2 protein-coding genes are annotated in these 3,849 nt (G+C 61.5%); both read left to right on the top strand.

Annotated features, from left to right (window positions below):
• Positions 1–77: 77 nt before the first annotated feature.
• Positions 78–1,337, top strand: coding sequence for a tyrosine-type recombinase/integrase (locus A2J01_RS28790; RefSeq protein WP_011133407.1), 1,260 nt, complete (start codon positions 78–80; stop codon positions 1,335–1,337).
• Positions 1,334–3,820, top strand: coding sequence for a site-specific integrase (locus A2J01_RS28785; RefSeq protein WP_011133408.1), 2,487 nt, complete (start codon positions 1,334–1,336; stop codon positions 3,818–3,820). Before A2J01_RS28790 ends, A2J01_RS28785 begins: the two co-directional genes overlap by 4 nt.
• The last annotated feature ends 29 nt before the right edge of the window (positions 3,821–3,849 follow it).

The following is a 3,849-nucleotide window of genomic DNA, read 5'->3' as shown; positions in this document are numbered from 1 at the left end:
GCCCCGTTGACTGAACTAAATGCCGAATGGTGCAGGTCTGAAGGGGTGGGGTCGATGTGGGTCGGTAGCTTGCGGACATGAGCGAAGGGGAAAGTTCGAGAGATCTGTCGGGGCTTGTGGTGGCCCGAGTGGGTCGGTTGATAGCGACAGGTCAGGCGGCGGAGCCTTACGTCTTGCAGGGCAGCGACGGTGAACGAGTGGAGTCCGTCGAGGTGTTCTTCCGGGAGCTGATCGCTTCCGGGAGGTCGGTGGCGACGGTGCGTTCGTACGGTATGGATCTGCTCAGATGGTGGCGGTTCCTTCACGCTGTGGACGTGGCGTGGGATCGTGCCGATCGGGTCGATGCCCGCGATTTCAGTTGTTGGATCCAGTTGACGGCGAAGGCACGACAAGGATCAGTGGTGCCGGCCAGCGCCGAGGCGGCTGCTACTGCTGCGGCATCGCCGAATCCTGTCACCGGCAAACCGGCTCTGGGGGCCGGGTACTCGCCGGCGACAGTGGCGCACAGTGAGACGGTGCTGCGAAGTTTCTACGATTTTCATCGGGACGCGGGGACTGGCCCGCTTCTGAATCCGTTCCCTCTCGATCTCTCTCGCCGGTCGAGACGGGCTCATGCGCACCACAATCCGATGGATCATTGGGCACCTGAGCGTGTGGGGCGCTACCGGCCTCGGGTCTCGCAGCGGATTCCCCGAGCGATTCCCGAGGATCTGTTCGATAAGTTGTTCGCGGCGTTGTCGTCGGATCGGGACCGGGCGTTGGTGGCGTTCTGGATTTCATCGGGGGTGCGAGCGTCGGAGCTGTTGGGAGTCCGCGAGTGCGATGTCGACCCGGGGCAGCAGTTGATTACTGTGGTGCGCAAGGGAACACGTGCGGTGGAGCAGGTACCCGCGTCGGCGGACGCGTTCGTCTGGTTGCGGTTGTATCAGGAGCAGTTGCGGGGCGAGGTGCCACTCGGACGGATGCAACCGTTGTGGTGGACACTGCGAAGGCCTCGCCGCCCGTTGAATTACCATGCGGCGCATCGGATGTTCGAGCGTGCGAATGCTACCCTCGGTTCGGATTGGACTCTGCACGACTTACGTCACAGTGCAGCGAGGCGGATGGCCAACGACCCGCACTTGTCCTTGGTGGAGGTCAAAGAGGTGTTGGGGCACGCCCATTTGTCGACGACCGAAATTTATCTGACACCCGATAAGGACGAGGTGATCGCCAGCGTCCTGGCCCACCACGCTCGTACTGCTGATCAGCGGGAACATCCGCGGGCTCCGTCGCCGCCTCCTGCTCCTGGATACGATCCGGCAGCGTTGAGCGTGCTGTTCGGGAGGCCGTTGTGAGCACTGCCGTCAAGCACATGACCCGCCCGGAACGCTTCGAGGTCACACCGGTGCCGCATTCGAGGATTCGCCAACTGCACAAACAGTTTCCACCACGCGAAGGTGAACTCTGGTGGCCGCACACCGCTGCCTCTGCTGAGGAGGTCGAGGCCCGACTGAACTGCTCGGTGCTTGCTGAGGCTGCGGTCACCACCCGAGCCGGACGGCACCGGGGCGTGATCAAGATACTGACCTGGTTGGCTTCGGTGCCAGGCGATACCTGGCAAGCCCGGTGGCTCGCCAGCGGCGCCGAGAACATCCGCGGGTCTCGTTACGGCGCGACAACCTCCTGGGCCGATCTCCCGGTGGAATGGATTGCCGGACACGGGCGCCCTGTCAGACATGATCGCAACGACCTGGCTGCAGGACTGCTGATGTTGCTGTGCCTGGACGTGATCCGGCCGCAGTTGCCGTGGATGCTCTCCCGGGCGCACCCGTTTCTCGCGCCGATGATGGCAAAGCTGCGAGATCCGGACGGATTCGCGCGGTTGGACGAGCTTGCTGCCACTCAGCCGGATACCTCGCGAGACGATGCACGAATCGCAGCGACCAGAATCGCGACCCTGCTGGTATCCAAAGGCGGGACGGTCGCGGAGATCACTGTCGGCGATTGCGTGGAGCTGATCGAAACGATGGCGCAGGTGCACTCCCGCCGCGGTCAGAAGAAGATCGATTTCTACCTGCGACTACGTGCGATGGGCATCTTTCCCGAGGATGCACCACACAGCATCCGTGCGTTCGGCGCTCCGGTCGGACAGTTGACGATCGAACAACTCGTCGACCGCTACCCGATCGAGAACCAACCGATCCGAGCTCTGCTCATCGACTATCTGCGCGAGCGTCAACCCGCGCTGGACTACACCAGTCTCAACTCTCGTGCCCGAGGACTCGCCGGGCTGTTCTGGAGCCGCGTCGAGACACTCGCCCCCGGTATCGACACCCTGGCGCTGCCGCCTGACGTTGCCCGAGCATGGAAGGACGACCTGAGATCGATCACACGCACCGCCGTCGACGCGGCGGGACGAAAGCACGAAACAACTTCGCCCCGAAAGAATTACAAAGACAATCTGTTGCAAGTGCGTGCGTTCTATCTCGACCTCGCGCACTGGGCCGTCGAAGATCCGGCACGCTGGGCGCAGTGGGTGGCGCCCTGCCCGATCAGCGACGCCGAGGTCAAAAGAGGCAAGGAACTCAAACACCGTAAAGCGCGGATGGATCAGCGCACTCGCGAGCGATTGCCTGTCCTGTCGCAGTTGGTTCGGTCCGCAGCTGACCGCCGCGCGGCCGCAGCGGCTCTACTTGTTGCGGCGCAGAACACCGAACCAGGTGAGGTGATCGCGGGAACCGACGGAGAACTGCGACGATCCTTGATCCGTCGGGGAACTGGCCGCGTCGTATGGGCCGACAATACTGTTACCGGTGTTCGCCGCGATCTCACCTACGAGGACGAGGAAGCATTCTGGGCATTCGCCACTATCGAAGTGTTGCGGCTCAGCGGTATCCGTCATGAAGAGCTCCTCGAGCTCAGTCACCACAGCATCACCGAATATCGACTACCTAGTACCGGTGAACTGGTTCCGCTGCTGCAGATAGCTCCATCGAAGACCGATACCGAGCGGCTGATCTTGGTCAGTCCCGAGCTTGCGGAAGTCCTCAGTGCGGTAGTTCAGCGTTCGCGGCAACCCAACGGATCGATACCGCTCGTGGCTGCCTACGATACGCAGGAGAAGCTGTGGAATCCGCCGATGCCGCTGCTCTTTCAGCGGGGAATCGGAAACGAACGCCGAGCGATCCCACCGAGTTTCGTCCGCAAGCTCCTCATCAATGCGCTCACCGTGGCAGCTCTCACCGATGCCAGTGGCGATCCGTTGATGTTTCAGCCCCACGACTTCCGGCGAATATTCGTCACCGACGCGATCATGAACGGCCTGCCACCCCATATCGCACAGGTTATTTGCGGGCACAAGACAATTGACACGACGATGGGCTACAAGGCCGTCTACCCCTCGGAAACGATCGAAGCGCATCGAGCGTTCATCGCGCGTCGTCGTTCGATGAGACCCAGTGAGGAATACCGGACACCGACCGACGAGGAATGGGATGCGTTCTTGTCTCATTTCGAGAAGCGGAAAGTATCGGTCGGGACCTGCGCACGGTCGTTCGGCACACCCTGCATCCATGAGCATGCTTGCGTCAGATGCTCACTCCTGCGGCCGGATCCAACGCAGCGAGGCAGGCTCGAAGAAATCCGAGACAACCTCGAAGCCCGCATCATCGAAGCCAAACAGGAAGGCTGGCTGGGTGAAGTCGAAGGACTGCAGGTCAGCTACACCGGAGTCAGGGACAAGATCGCACAGGTCGATGCCACGATGAAACGAGGATCGGCAACAACTGACCTCGGAATGCCTGGATTCGGATCGATCTCGGGAAGGACTTCCACATGATTACCAAGCTTGAATTCTTGTTCAGAGAA

Origin of the sequence: Rhodococcus sp. EPR-134 (genome assembly GCF_001647205.1) — a bacterium.
Lineage (GTDB): Bacteria > Actinomycetota > Actinomycetes > Mycobacteriales > Mycobacteriaceae > Rhodococcus_F > Rhodococcus_F qingshengii.
This window is presented reverse-complemented; position numbering and strand designations above follow the sequence as displayed.

Coding starts and splice junctions, on each gene's coding strand:
- A2J01_RS28790 (WP_011133407.1), top strand. CDS start 78: ATGAGCGAAGGGGAAAGTTCGAGAGATCTGTCGGGGCTTGTGGTGGCC.